We start from the raw sequence: 13,892 nt of genomic DNA, 5'->3' as shown, positions 1-13,892 counted from the left end.
TTTTTATTCTGTCTTAAATTGGAATGCAGAATATGTAACTTATGCTTTCGGTGTGTGGTTATATAAATATTCTTTTAAGGGGTGATCGCTGATCAAGGAGTAAATATCAGACGATCAGTATAAGATCCTACGTATCAAGTATGGTTAACGCCTCGTGAAACTTGTTGGGGCGGTGATGAAGATCAACATACTTGTTCGTTATTTTGAGTAGCATGCGTTACTCGAAATTGCTTAGTTTAGAGAGAGGAACGGGATATGCAGCAGAACATTTGCCCGACTTGCAATGTCGAACTGGAATGGACAGGACAATACCATTGTGCACAGTGTGAATCGGATTTTAAAAAAGTAGGTTTTTGCCCTGATTGTGAGGCGGAGCTGGAGAAGCTGCAAGCATGCGGTGCTGCGAGTTACTTTTGCAATGTGTGTAATGAACTCAAGTCAAAATCACGTGTCCGATTTGAGTTCCAGAAAATCAGTTAACCAGAGTTTGTATTCAGTTAACGGTAGAGCGAACGTCGCCTTCGGCTAATCGAGTAATCAATACATCTCCCGATTTTACATCTGAAGATTGAGTAATTACTTTTCCTTGCTCAGTTTGAGTAATTGAGTAACCTCGTTTCAATGTCGCTAGTGGGCTGACGGTGTCTAACTTCTCTGCAGCAATCGCGAGTTGATGGCGCATAGTCAGTAACTTGCGATCCATTGCATCCATGAGCTTTTGCTCAACACGTTCTAGCTTCGACTTCTGCTCGGCAAGGCGTGTTACAGGAGAATTTAATTGCAGCCGATAATGTTGACGCTCGATTCGCTGTTGACGCAAGGCAATAAAACGACTCATCGCTCGCTGTAAGCGCATGTCCAACTCATCTAACTGTTGCGTCTGACGTTGCAAGCGATAGCTTGGGTGCTGTCTCTCTAGACGGTGCACTAATTGAGCAGATTGCTGCTTTTGTTGTGCTAGGTAGTAACGCATCGCGCTCGCTAACTTATGCTGGCGGGTAACTAAAGCTTGATCTTTGTGGCTGTTATCACGGCTTACTAGCTCAGCGGCTGCTGATGGAGTAGGCGCGCGTACGTCGGCGACAAAATCAGCTATTGTCACGTCAACTTCATGTCCAACGGCGCTAATAATAGGAATTTGGCTTGCTGCAATCGTGCGAGCTAATATCTCGTTGTTAAAGCACCATAAGTCTTCTAATGAACCACCACCTCGGCCCACAATTAGCACATCACATTCATCACGGCTGTTAGCGCGACCAATGGCTTGTGCAATTTGAATGGCTGCGTCCTCACCTTGTACCACTGTCGGATAAATCACAACAGGTAGGGAAGGATCACGACGTTTCAATACGTCTAAGATATCGTAAAGCGCGGCACCAGTTTTCGATGTGATGACGCCAACACGTTTAGGGTGCTCAGGCAAAGATTGCTTATTGATTTGCGCGAACAACCCTTCTGCTGCAAGCTTCATTTTCAGCTCTTCAAACTCTTGTTGAAGACGGCCATCACCTTCCGGTTGCATGCTTTCGATGATCAATTGGTAGTCACCGCGAGGCTCATAAAGAGAAAGACGAGCTTTTACTAGGACTTGATTACCGTTAGCGGGCTTGAAAGTAACGCGGCGATTGTTACCACGAAACATGGCACATTTAACTTGAGCGCGAGAGTCTTTAAGAGTGAGGTACCAGTGACCAGAGACAGGAGCTGAAAAGTTGGATATCTCTCCGACGAGCCAAACGATCCCCATTTCGTTTTCAAGGAGTAAGCGAACTTCTGCGTTGAGACGAGAAACAGTAAAGATGTTTTGATTGGTCTTGGAGAGCACAGCTAATCTCTTAGACGTGAGTATGGAAATTAGCGGCAATATAATACATAGCAAGGGGGTAATTGCAAGAAAAAAATTAAAAAATTTGTGGTCAAGCGATTGCGTTAACCGTATAATCCCTCCGCAATATCTAATCCAAATGTAGCCAACAACCTAAAACTGGTTACCCTCATTATGCGAAACGATGAGATTGGATTGTCTTTTTACTCCTCTAATTGTGAGATATTGCAAATGCTAAGAATTGCCAAAGAAGCGCTGACATTCGATGACGTACTACTTGTGCCAGCACACTCCACCGTTCTCCCAAACACAGCTGATCTTCGCACTCAGCTAACTAAGAACATCACCCTAAACATCCCAATGATTTCAGCGTCTATGGACACTGTTACTGAAGCTCGTCTAGCAATTGCGCTAGCGCAAGAGGGTGGCATTGGCTTTATCCACAAGAACATGTCTATTGAGCAGCAGGCAGCCGAAGTTCGTAAAGTTAAGAAGTTCGAAGCTGGTATGGTAACTGACGCGGTTACTGTAAACCCTGACGCGACCATCGCTGATGTTGTTGCACTCACTGAAAAGCATGGTTTTGCAGGTTTCCCTGTTGTCACTGAGAGCAATGAGCTTGTTGGTATTATCACTGGTCGTGACGTTCGTTTTGTGACGGACCTTTCTAAGAAAGTATCTTCAGTAATGACGCCAAAAGAGAAGTTGGCAGCAGTTAAAGAAGGTGCAACACGAGAAGAAGTGCAAGAGAAAATGCACGAAGCTCGTGTAGAGAAAGTATTGGTTGTGAATGATGAGTTCCAACTAACCGGTATGATTACTGCGAAAGACTTCCACAAAGCAGAACGTAAACCAAACGCATGTAAAGATGAGCGTGGTCGCCTACGTGTTGGCGCAGCAGTTGGTGCTGGTGCGGGTAACGAAGAGCGTGTTGCTGCTCTAGTTGAAGCAGGCGTTGACATTCTACTTATCGACTCTTCACACGGACATTCTGAAGGTGTACTAAACCGCATCCGCGAAACTCGCGCTGCTTACCCAGATCTAGACATCATCGGTGGTAACGTAGCAACAGGTGCTGGTGCTAAAGCACTAATCGAAGCTGGCGTAAGCGCAGTGAAAGTTGGTATCGGCCCTGGTTCTATCTGTACAACTCGTATTGTAACGGGTGTGGGAGTTCCACAAATCACTGCAATCGCAGATGCGGCAGAAGTGGCTAATGATTATGGTATTCCGGTTATTGCTGACGGTGGTATCCGTTTCTCAGGTGATATCTGTAAAGCAATCGTAGCTGGCGCATCATGTGTGATGGTTGGTTCTATGTTTGCTGGTACTGAAGAAGCGCCGGGTGAAGTGATTCTATACAATGGCCGTTCTTACAAGTCTTACCGCGGCATGGGTTCTCTTGGTGCTATGTCTCAAGGTTCTTCTGACCGTTACTTCCAGTCTGACAACGCAGCGGACAAGCTAGTACCAGAAGGCATTGAAGGTCGTATCGCATACAAAGGCCGTCTAAAAGAGATCGTACACCAACAAATGGGTGGTCTACGTTCAAGCATGGGTCTAACTGGTTCTGCAACTATCGAAGATATGCGTACGAAAGCTGAATTTGTACGTATCTCTGGTGCAGGTATGCAAGAGTCTCATGTACACGATGTTCAAATTACTAAGGAAGCGCCGAACTACCGTCTAGGGAACTAATCACCTAACGGAAACGTTTGCTTTTTCCTTGAAGCATTAAGAAGAGGCGAGTACACTCGCCTCGGTTTTAATCACTTAGCCTTAAAAAGACTGCTCAAAATGACTAAAAATATCCATGACCAACGTATTCTGATCTTGGACTTCGGTTCTCAGTACACTCAATTAGTAGCACGCCGCGTACGTGAAATCGGCGTTTACTGTGAACTATGGAGCTGGGATGTAGAAGAAGCGGATATTCGCGAATTCAACCCAGATGGCATTATCCTATCTGGCGGTCCAGAAAGCGTAACGGAAGAGAACTCTCCACGCGCGCCTCAATATGTGTTTGATTCCGGTGTTCCTTTGCTTGGCGTATGTTACGGCATGCAAACCATGGCGGAACAGTTAGGAGGCAAAGTAGCGGGCTCTAACGAACGTGAGTTTGGCTACGCTCAGGTTAAAGTTTCTGGTGAATGTGCTCTATTTAAAGACCTTGAAGCAACTCAAGACGTTTGGATGAGCCATGGCGACAAAGTAGTAGAGATCCCAGCCGATTTCGTAAAAGTTGGTGAGACAGACACTTGTCCTTACGCTGCGATGGCGAACGAAGAGAAGAAATACTACGGTGTTCAGTTCCACCCAGAAGTGACACACACAAAAGGTGGCCTACAAATGCTTGAGAACTTTGTTCTTGGCGTATGTGGCTGTGAGCGTCTATGGACTTCGGAATCTATCATCGAAGACGCGGTTGCTCGCATTAAAGAGCAAGTGGGTGACGACGAAGTTATCCTAGGTCTATCTGGTGGTGTTGATTCATCGGTAGTTGCGATGCTGGTTCACCGCGCAATCGGCGACAAGCTAACGTGTGTATTTGTTGATAACGGTCTACTTCGTCTAAACGAAGGTCAACAAGTAATGGATATGTTCGGCGACCAATTTGGTTTGAACATCATCAAGGTTGACGCTGAAGAACGCTTCCTAAAAGCACTTGAAGGCAAGTCTGACCCAGAAGAGAAGCGTAAGACTATCGGTCACGTATTCGTAGATGTATTCGATGAAGAGTCTAAGAAGCTGAAAAACGCGAAATGGCTAGCTCAAGGTACGATTTATCCTGATGTAATCGAGTCAGCTGCATCTAAGACTGGTAAAGCGCACGTGATCAAATCGCACCACAACGTGGGCGGTCTTCCAGATGACATGGAAATGGGTCTTGTTGAGCCACTACGTGAGTTGTTCAAAGATGAAGTTCGTAAGATTGGTCTAGAATTAGGCCTGCCTTACAACATGCTTTACCGCCACCCATTCCCGGGTCCTGGTCTAGGTGTTCGTGTTCTTGGTGAAATCAAGAAAGAGTACTGTGATTTGCTACGTCGTGCTGATGCTATCTTTATTGAAGAGCTTCACGCAGCTGATCTATACAACAAAGTATCTCAAGCGTTCACGGTATTCCTACCAGTACGTTCTGTTGGTGTAATGGGCGATGGCCGTAAGTACGATTGGGTTGTGTCTCTACGTGCGGTAGAAACCATCGACTTTATGACGGCACACTGGGCGCACCTACCATACGACTTCCTAGGTAAGGTATCTAACCGTATTATCAACGAAGTTGATGGCATTTCTCGTGTTGTTTACGACATTTCAGGTAAGCCACCAGCGACTATCGAGTGGGAATAATTTTCCTCTAGACAGTTGAGTTTATAAGAACCAGCCTTCGGGCTGGTTTTTTTGTACTTCAAGTTTGTGAAGAGGTGGCTCAACTTTTTTGTGAGAGATATATACATGCGGTTAAATTAAATATATATTCATTTTAATTGTTTGATTATCATAAATGGTATTGCTATGGAACAGGCTGACGTTACCTCTCTCATTCCCATCCTTATTACTCTTTTCCTCGCGCTGACCACAAGAAATGTCGTTGTTGGTTTATTCGCCGGTGTGGTGAGTGGTGTCGCTATGCTCGAAGGGACATTTGTCGAAAAAGGGCCACTAGACTCGTTTAGTGCATTGATGAAAAGCTATCTACTGCCGCAATTAACTGACAGCTACAATGCGGGCGTCATTTTGCTCTTGGTCTTTATTGGTGGCTTTGTTGCCTTGATGGAGAAATCTGGCGGTGGTGTGGCGTTTGCTAAAAAGGTTACTCAATGGGTTGCGAGTAAATGCCAAGCTCAACTGTCCGCATGGTTCGGTGGTGTGGTTATTTTCTTCTCAGACCTTGGTACACCACTGATTGTTGGCCCTGTTTTTCGCCCTTTATTTGATAAGTTAAAAGTATCACGCCAAAAATTAGCTTTTATTATCGACTCTACTTCCTCTCCCGTCGCAATCTTGATCCCTTTTATCGGATGGGGCGTTTACATCATGGGATTGATTCAAAAAGAGTTTACTGCCCTGAATGTCAGTATGAGTGATTGGGATGCTTTCATTGGTGCGATCCCGTATCAGTTTTACGCCTTTCTTGCGATCGCGATTGTGCCGATTGTCTCTTTCTTCAAATTAGATTTCGGACCGATGGCGAAGGCTGAACAACTAGCAGAGCAGGGCTCTGACTTTGGGAAAGTGCAGGAGTCCATGAATGTGTTTACGCATAAAGATGCAAAATCTAGTTTTGTATGGGCCCCGCTGCTCGTTATGCTGGTGGTTCTATGTACCATCCTCGTGCCACACGGTTTTCCATTTCAAAAAGTGGCAGGATCAACGTTTAGGGCTGCACTTTCTTCTGCATATTTCTTCGCGGCCTTCACTTTAATTGCGCTGATGGCGTTTTATGGCGTAAGAAAGCTTTCGGATGGTATTCAGGTTTATCTGAAAGGGATGTCAAACATGATGTCAGTGGCGGTGATTCTGGTATTGGCTTGGGCGCTTAGCTCGGTTGGGAAAGAATTAGGTGCAGCTGCATACATTGCTGAACAAGCTCAAGCCGGTTTCCCGTACTGGCTATTGCCAGCAGTCGCCTTTTTGCTTGCTGGTGTTATCTCATTCGCTACGGGATCATCTTGGGGGACGTTCGCCATCATGATGCCATTAGTGATCCCAACTGCCGTTGCGATTGATGCACCACTGTTGGTTTGTATTGGTGCGGTATTATCTGGTGGCTTGTTTGGCGATCACTGTTCTCCCATCTCTGAAACTACGATTTTGTCGTCGACAGGAGCGGGGTGTGAACAGTATGAGCACTTCCGTACACAATTGCCTTACGCATTACTCAATGGAATGATCGCATTAGGGTGTTTTCTTTTAGCTGGAATCAACGCCTCACCAGTGATTGTGCTTGCCGCAATCATTTCTCAGTGTGTGGTTTATTTTGTGCTGTCTAAACAAAAGTCAACCGCGAAGCTAGAGGTGGTTTCGGCAGAACAATAAAGAGAGAAACATCACAAAGCGGAGGCTCACAGGGTCTCCGCTTTTCTTTTGAGTCAAGGTAACATTTTTCTTGTGACAAAATGTGTGTGAGGACCTATTTATTCATTTTGTCTCGCAGAATCAACGTACTTGGCTCGGTGTTTCGTATATATGATCCACTATATGTCTAGTTATTCCTCGTATATTGTATTGTTGAAATCCGGAGACTAGACATGTTTGCACTCAAACATCTTCCTCTTGCATTGAGTTGTGTCTTAGCAGCACAAGTGAATGCGAGTATGAATATTCAGCCCGATCCGCAAAATCCGAATGGTTATGTTATTGCTCGTGGTGACGTTCAAGCCGTAGAGCAAAGCAAAACTTCTGATCCTATGTATGCCATTTGGTCACAAGCATTAGAGACACGCCCGAACTCAGTAGTTGAAGCGATTGTTCCAGGGGCGACAACCAACCCAGAAAACGTGAAGCGTGTAGAGCGTGTATTCCCCGAAAGTGAGTGGGACTTCCTGACTCAAATGGCGGCACCTGAATACACTTACACGCGTTTCCTACGTGCAATTGGTAAGTTCCCTGCATTCTGTGGTGAGTACACAGACGGTCGTGATTCGGATGCAATTTGTAAAAAATCGATCATGACAGCGTTTGCTCACTTTGCACAAGAAACCGGTGGCCATATTTCGATCGATAACGTATCGGATAATCCGCTAGGGTTGGAAGAGTGGCAGCAAGCTTTGGTTCATGTGCGAGAAATGGGATGGTCTGAAGGGCAAGAAGGTTACACAACAGGTTGTGGTCAAAATGACTGGCAAAACAAACGCTGGCCATGTGAACCTGGACAAGGTTACTTTGGACGTGGTGCAAAACAGCTTTCTTACCATTTTAACTATGGCGCGTTCTCTGAAGTGATGTTTGATGGTGATGCATCTGTATTGCTAAAAAATCCAGGCTTGGTTGCGGATTCGTGGCTGAACTTAGCATCGGCTATCTGGTTCTTCCTAACCCCACAAGCACCGAAACCTGCAATGCTACATGTGATTGACCGTACTTGGGTGCCTTCACAGCGTGAGCTTGATGCTGGCATTGGTTACGGCTTTGGTACCACCATCAACGTGATCAATGGTGGTATTGAGTGTGGTGAGCAAAACAAGGATAAAGGTCAACCTGTTAACCGTATTCGTTATTGGGAAGGTCTTGCCGCCCATTATCAAATTCCAATTGAAGCCGATGAGACCAATACCTGTTGGCAGCAGACGCCTTACGGTAGCTTAAATCTGAATGGTGCGACAGACGTGTTGTACACCAACTGGGATGGAAACTGGAAATACTACTCAGATCGTCCGGGAGGCCACTCTTTTGAATGTGAACTTGTTGGTTTCCAAACGGCTTACTCTGCGCTAGTTGCGGGTGATTATGAGAAATGTGTAACTAACTTCTACCAATCTCATGCGGGTTGGCCAGAAGTTCGTGTAGTTGACAAGTTAGATCCAGTGGATCCGGTCGATCCGCCTGTAGGTGGTGTAGCAGCTTGGGATTCTGGCAAAGTATATAACACGGGTGATCAAGTTTCTTACCAAGGTGCTGTTTACGAAGCGAAATGGTGGTCACAAGGTAATGAGCCAACGAAAGGAGACCCTTGGAAGCTGGTTTCAGGCACTCCTACGGAGCCGCCTACAACGGAACCTGAACCACCGGTGACTGAGCCAGAGCCGCCCGTCACAGAACCTGAGCCGCCAGTAACCGAGCCAGAACCACCAGTGACAGGCAATTTTATTCAGTGGGAGCCGGGTGTAACGCAAGTCGCTAACGGCGATAAAGTTACGTACCAAAACAAATGTTTTGTTGCGAAAAATGGCCCAGGAGTGTGGGAAAGCCCAACGCAAAGCAACTGGTTCTGGGACGAGATTTCTTGTCAGTGATCGAGTAAAAAACAACCTAACCATCTATAAAGACTCTGCTTTTTTGCAGGGTCTTTTTTTATATATGTAGTGGTTTATTTATGGAATCTAAGTTTTCAATAACAGCTTTTCTCTTTTGTTCTGGAGCCCATTAAAATTCGCGCGCATTTTTTATCAACATTTTTGAAAAAAGGTATTTGTACATGTCGACAAAACTGGCTAACCCAGCACCGCTAGGTCTTATGGGTTTCGGTATGACCACTATTCTGCTCAATATTCATAATGCAGGATTTTTCCCAATTGACTCTATGATTCTAGCGATGGGCATCTTTTACGGTGGCCTTAGCCAAGTAATCGTTGGCATCATGTGCTTTAAACGCGGTGATACATTCGGCACAACTGCGTTTACTTCTTACGGTCTATTTTGGCTAACATTGGTTGGTCTAATCGTAATGCCTCACATGGGTCTTCCTGCAAGCCCTGCAAGCTTTATGGGTTGGTACCTAGCGCTTTGGGGCATCTTCACTGGTTTCATGTTCATTGGTTCTCTATGTTACCCAACAGCGAAGCAAGTGGTATTTGGCTCTCTAACTATCCTGTTCTTCTTGCTTGCTGCTCGTGATTTCACTGGTAGCGAAGTGATCGGTGCTATCGCTGGCTTCGAGGGTATCTTCTGTGGCGCAAGTGCAATTTACTTCGCAATGGCACAAGTACTGAACAACGAATTTGGTCGTGAAGTGTTACCTGTAGGTAAAGCAAAAATCGCTCGTAAAGTTGAAGCGGTTATCGCCTAAGCTGCTACTCATAATGAAGAAAGGGGGATTAACCATTGGTTAATCCCCCTTTTTTATGTCCTCAATCGGACCACTGCTTTTTCTTATTTATGTGATAACGCTATGTTGATGGTTGCTCAACAGTTTCTGCGCTATTGCTGTCTGCCGTTGGTGCTTTACCCGTTTTACGTCGGTACTTATCTTCCCAGTAATCTGCGCCTTTAATGCCCAGTGCAACAGGGTTAAATGTAAAATCGGTCACACCACGTTTTTGTTGCTCTTCGTAGTCGTTCAGTGCTTTGAGTGCAGGCTTCGACATAAAGAAGATGATCAAAATACCGATGATGTTTAGCCACGCCATCAGTCCTACGCCTACATCACCCATCGCCCATGCTAAGTTGGCGGTTTTCACGGTTCCGTAGAACACGGATGAAATAATGATGACTTTCAGAATAAACATCAGTCCATTTACTTTGAACGTACGACGAATGTAAGCAATGTTCGTTTCTGCAATGTAGTAGTAAGCCAGAATGGTCGTAAACGCGAAGAAGAATAGAGCGATTGCGATGAATGGTTTACCCACGCCAGGTAGTGCGCTTTCGATCGCCATCTGTGTAAACACAGGACCATTTGCACCAATATCCGCTGGTAGGTTTTGAACCAGGAATGTACCTTCAATTGCACCATTTACGTTGTACGCGCCAGTGATAAGAATCATGAACGCGGTTGCTGAACACACAAGTAGTGTATCGATGTAAATAGAGAAAGATTGAACAAGACCTTGCTGAGCTGGGTGATCAACACTCGCTGCTGCTGCTGCGTGAGGACCAGTACCTTGACCTGCTTCGTTGGAGTAGACACCACGTTTTACACCCCAGCCGATTGCTGCACCAACGCCTGCCATTGGTGTGAATGCGTCACCAATGATCATGCCGAAAATGCGTGGAACCTCACCAATGTTTAGAAGGATGATGACAAACGCAGTAATGATGTAAGCTAACGCCATAAATGGCACAACGACTTGGGTAAAGTTCGCGATACGCTTTACGCCACCAAAAATGATGAAAGCCAAAATGACACAAACAACCGTACCAGTGAAAATTTTAGCAAAACTGAAGGTACCAATAGCGGTTTCAATCATGTCACCTGAGCCAAATGCGGCTTCTACTGCGTTACCGATACTGTTCGATTGAACGCCAGGAAGTAGAACACCACAAGCAAAGATGGTCGCGATAGCAAAGATCCAAGCGTACCATTTTTGTCCCATTGCTTTCTCAATATAGTAAGCAGGGCCACCACGGAACTCGCCTTCGTCTTCTTCTTTATAAATTTGTGCAAGTGTTGATTCTGCGTATGCGGTTGCAGCGCCAAAGAAGGCAACGACCCACATCCAGAATACGGCGCCTGGGCCACCGAAACCGATAGCAGCGGCAACACCAGCAATGTTACCTGTACCTACACGGCCAGATAGTGAAACGGCAAGTGCCTGAAATGATGATATCCCTTTTGTTGAACTCTTCCCTGAAAGTAATAAGCGCCACATCTCAAAGAAGTGACGAATTTGTACAAAACGCGTCATGATTGAATAGAACAAACCTGCGCCAAGGCACAAATAGATCAGTACCGGGCTCCAAATAATTCCATTCAGAAAATCAACTAATGACTGCATGAGTATTTTCCCTGTTAGTTGTGTTTGTGGTTGTTTTTCACACAATACATTACCCTTTATGTAATGCAATTGTTAACTTTTTTAGCTACAAATCCTTTGTAGCGTGATGATGAACACAGAATGGAGAGTAGTTGTTAAAATTTGGTTCTTGTTGCTTATTTGCTCCTTTTAGGTAGAAGATTTGCCTGATGATTAATTATGCAGCACATTGTCATTTAAATGTGCTGCGATTTTGATGAGTTAAAAATGCCAGTGGGTATGCATTTTGTGGAGTAAGTGTCTGCCTGTTTTTTGTTCAGTCATGTCCTCAGGCGTAACGACAAAGGTTAAGCTCCGCATTATCCATCACTTTTGCTTTTTCACCTTTCATTACGCTTGCTAGCAATTGACCTGAGCCACAAGCCATCGTCCAGCCCAGAGTTCCGTGTCCGGTGTTAGTAAAAAGGTTATCGTATTTAGTCGCACCGATAATTGGTGTGCCATCAGGCGTCATTGGCCTAAAGCCGCTCCAAAACTCAGCTTGGCTGAAGTCACCACAACGAGGAAAAAGATCACGGATGACCATTTCGATGGTGTTTTTGCGCTTTTGTGGAAGGGAAGCATCAAACCCTGCTAATTCTGCGGTGCCAGCTACGCGAATTCTGTCATCAAATCGAGTCATAGCGACTTTATAGGTTTCATCCATCACAGTAGATCGAGGAGAGAAGTGTTCATCTTCCATCGGGATGGTGAGTGAATAGCCTTTGACAGGGTAGACCGGAATATCAATATCGAGTTGCTTGAGTAGCGCTGTAGAGTAGCTGCCAGAGGCCACCACATACTGGTCTGCTTTAAATTGTCCTCGGTTCGTTTGGACACCTATGATCTTTTTGCCTACTGTAACCCAATTGCTTACTTCAGTATCGAACTCAAATCGGACACCGTGTGCCTTAGCAAGCTCCGTTAGTTGTTGGCAAAATTGATGGCAATCGCCCGTTTCGTCATCAGGTAGATGCAAGCCACCAACCAGTTTGTCTTTCACAAGTGCAAGCCCTGGCTCTTGTTCAATACATTGTTCGACGTCCATTAGCTTAAATCGGGTTCCGCTTTGTTCAAGGAGCTGCATGTCCTTTTCAATAGCTTGCAGCTGTTGATGTGTTCGGAATACTTGCAAGGTCCCAAACTGACGCCCTTGATACTCAATGGCGTGTTCTTGGCGTAACTGTTCTAAGCAAATACGGCTGTGGTTAGCGATAGAAAGCATGCGAGCCTTGTTAACTTGATAGCGAGGTAGGGTGCAATTCGCGACCATTTTACTCGCCCAGCGGATCATGTCGGCATTCAGGGTGGGTTTGATTTTAAGTGGAGCATGCTCTTCCATTAACCACTTAATGGCTTTAACAGGAACACCAGGCGCAGCCCAAGGTGAAGAGTAACCATATGAGATCTGCCCGGCATTGGCGAAGCTCGTTTCCATGGCACTGCTTGGTTGGCGGTCAATGACGGTAACTTGATAGCCTGCTTGAGATAAATACCAAGCAGAGGTTAAGCCGATAACGCCGCTGCCTAATACGATGACTTCCATTGATGCACTCCACACATTTATCAGAGTGCTCAGTTTCTTTTCTTTACCTTTTGTTAACAATCGATATAAATTACACACTGCGTTTAGAAAAACTATAGGCTCAAGGATGAAAAGTAATCTGATAAGTGGTTTGTGCCTATTTAGCCAAGTCGCGGAGTACAGCAGCTTTACTGGTGCCGCAAGACATTTACACCTCACCACTGGTGCCATAAGCCAACAAATTATTCATTTAGAAGCGTTATTAGGTTTTACTTTATTTGAACGCCACTCTCGCGGTATTCGTTTAACCGTAAAAGGCACTCAGTTACACCAAGCGACGCAGTTTCACTTTTCGGAACTGAGCAAATTGCTTGATGAGCTCAAAGTAGAAAAGCAAACCAATGAAATTCGTTTGAAGTTGACGCCTTCTTTTGCTTTCAAATGGTTAGTCCCAAAGCTCGAAAGCTTCCATCATGATAATCCGGATATCCAAGTACAAATCTTTGCGGAAGGTGCGCTGGTAAATAGTGAGATAAAAGACTATGACGTCGCAATTGACTATGGTCTTCATCCTTATAGAAATGCTAACGCGGAGCTGATTTTGGATGAGCATCTGCTACCGGTGATGAGTCCAAAATACCTTGAGGATCATGGCTGGCTAAAAACGTTGTTTGGTGAGCAAAAAAACTCAATGCCAGTGAAGCAATGGCAAGAGGCGACGCTACTACACGATGCGATGCCATGGGAAAAAGCGACGCGTGACTATGAGTGGCTATATTGGGCGTCAGCGATGGGGTTGGATTTTAAAACCGATATCGGACACTTTTTTAATCGAACGGATATGGCAATGTCTGCAGCCGAAGCAGGCGTTGGGATTGCGATGGCACGAATGGCACTGATTGAGGATGAATTGACGACAGAGCGTTTGGTTTCTCCATTCAAACCGATTCCTGCTAATGCAGGGTATTACTTGATCATGAACACACGTACGAATGCGACAGAAACGTTTCGTCACTGGTTACTTGGACAGTTGAAATAGCGTTTTATCTCTGTGATTCATCCCTACGTTATTTGTTGAAAAATTGGGCAATATAAGTTTTAAGCAAGGTAAGTGCTTTTCTTGCCGCTATTTGAGTGATGAAAGACA

The 13,892-nt window shown here is 45.2% G+C and carries 10 protein-coding genes; 7 read left to right on the top strand and 3 right to left on the bottom strand.

Features of this window, described 5'->3' with window-relative positions; translation table 11 throughout:
• Positions 1-255: 255 nt before the first annotated feature.
• Positions 256-480, top strand: a complete 225-nt coding sequence (locus R7H07_RS16620) for a zinc ribbon domain-containing protein (RefSeq protein WP_012842112.1) — start codon at positions 256-258, stop codon at positions 478-480.
• 13 nt (positions 481-493) lie between these two features.
• On the opposite strand, the gene xseA is transcribed toward R7H07_RS16620, so the two are convergent.
• Complete coding sequence (xseA, locus tag R7H07_RS16615; RefSeq protein WP_017633909.1) at positions 494-1,825, bottom strand: exodeoxyribonuclease VII large subunit; 1,332 nt, start codon at positions 1,823-1,825, stop codon at positions 494-496.
• 231 nt (positions 1,826-2,056) lie between these two features.
• On the opposite strand from xseA, the gene guaB reads away from it, so the two are divergent.
• The 5 genes from guaB to R7H07_RS16590 all read left to right on the top strand — a co-directional run bounded on the left by guaB (position 2,057) and on the right by R7H07_RS16590 (position 9,554).
• Positions 2,057-3,523 (top strand): IMP dehydrogenase, encoded by a 1,467-nt coding sequence (gene guaB / locus R7H07_RS16610; RefSeq protein WP_017633908.1) that lies wholly within the window; start codon positions 2,057-2,059, stop codon positions 3,521-3,523.
• 99 nt (positions 3,524-3,622) lie between these two features.
• Positions 3,623-5,176 (top strand): glutamine-hydrolyzing GMP synthase, encoded by a 1,554-nt coding sequence (gene guaA / locus R7H07_RS16605; protein WP_005381685.1) that lies wholly within the window; start codon positions 3,623-3,625, stop codon positions 5,174-5,176.
• A gap of 165 nt (positions 5,177-5,341) precedes the next feature.
• Positions 5,342-6,865 (top strand): Na+/H+ antiporter NhaC family protein, encoded by a 1,524-nt coding sequence (locus R7H07_RS16600; RefSeq protein WP_132937059.1) that lies wholly within the window; start codon positions 5,342-5,344, stop codon positions 6,863-6,865.
• A gap of 212 nt (positions 6,866-7,077) precedes the next feature.
• Positions 7,078-8,781 (top strand): chitinase, encoded by a 1,704-nt coding sequence (locus tag R7H07_RS16595; protein WP_025768865.1) that lies wholly within the window; start codon positions 7,078-7,080, stop codon positions 8,779-8,781.
• A 182-nt stretch (positions 8,782-8,963) separates the two neighbouring features.
• Complete coding sequence (locus tag R7H07_RS16590; protein ID WP_005381682.1) at positions 8,964-9,554, top strand: acetate uptake transporter; 591 nt, start codon at positions 8,964-8,966, stop codon at positions 9,552-9,554.
• A gap of 100 nt (positions 9,555-9,654) precedes the next feature.
• Here R7H07_RS16590 and R7H07_RS16585 read toward each other — a convergent pair whose 3' ends face one another.
• Complete coding sequence (locus tag R7H07_RS16585; protein ID WP_005381681.1) at positions 9,655-11,202, bottom strand: alanine/glycine:cation symporter family protein; 1,548 nt, start codon at positions 11,200-11,202, stop codon at positions 9,655-9,657.
• A 307-nt stretch (positions 11,203-11,509) separates the two neighbouring features.
• Positions 11,510-12,766 (bottom strand): D-amino acid dehydrogenase, encoded by a 1,257-nt coding sequence (locus R7H07_RS16580; protein ID WP_047102136.1) that lies wholly within the window; start codon positions 12,764-12,766, stop codon positions 11,510-11,512.
• Between the two features lie 106 nt (positions 12,767-12,872).
• Here R7H07_RS16580 and R7H07_RS16575 point away from each other — a divergent pair, with 106 nt between their 5' ends.
• Positions 12,873-13,784 carry a LysR substrate-binding domain-containing protein gene (locus tag R7H07_RS16575; protein WP_206959736.1) on the top strand — a complete coding sequence of 304 codons (912 nt, stop codon included), beginning with the start codon at positions 12,873-12,875 and terminating at the stop codon, positions 13,782-13,784.
• Positions 13,785-13,892: the final 108 nt, after the last annotated feature.

Origin of the sequence: Vibrio sp. Vb1127 (genome assembly GCF_033338735.1) — a bacterium.
GTDB classification, from domain to species: Bacteria; Pseudomonadota; Gammaproteobacteria; order Enterobacterales; family Vibrionaceae; genus Vibrio; species Vibrio alginolyticus.
The sequence above is the reverse complement of the archived record's forward strand: the minus strand, read 5'-3'. Positions and strand labels throughout refer to the sequence as shown.